1 protein-coding gene is annotated in these 248 nt (G+C 73.8%); it reads left to right on the top strand.

Annotated elements, in window-relative coordinates; all coding sequences use genetic code 11:
• Positions 1–46 precede the first annotated feature (46 nt).
• The coding region (locus SB754_RS22100) for a M81 family metallopeptidase (protein ID WP_410784436.1) at positions 47–248 on the top strand (202 nt) is incomplete at its 3' end.

Genomic DNA, 248 nt, shown 5'->3' with positions numbered 1-248 from the left:
GGAGCTCGTCACCCCCCTTGCGGCCGAGGCGATGCCGGCCGGCCCGGTGACGGCCGACGCTTACGAACGCCTGGCGGATTCCATCCAGGAGGCGGCGGAGGGCTGCGACGCCGCGCTGCTCGACCTGCACGGCGCGATGGTGAGCGAGATGGCCGACGACGGCGAGGGGGAGTTGCTGGCGCGGCTGCGGGCGGCCCAACCGGAGCTGCCGATCGCCGTCAGCCTCGACCTGCACTGCAACCTGACCC

The organism is Leifsonia sp. SIMBA_070 (assembly GCF_046534635.1).
Taxonomy (GTDB): Bacteria; Actinomycetota; Actinomycetes; order Actinomycetales; family Microbacteriaceae; genus Leifsonia.
The sequence above is the reverse complement of the archived record's forward strand: the minus strand, read 5'-3'. Positions and strand labels throughout refer to the sequence as shown.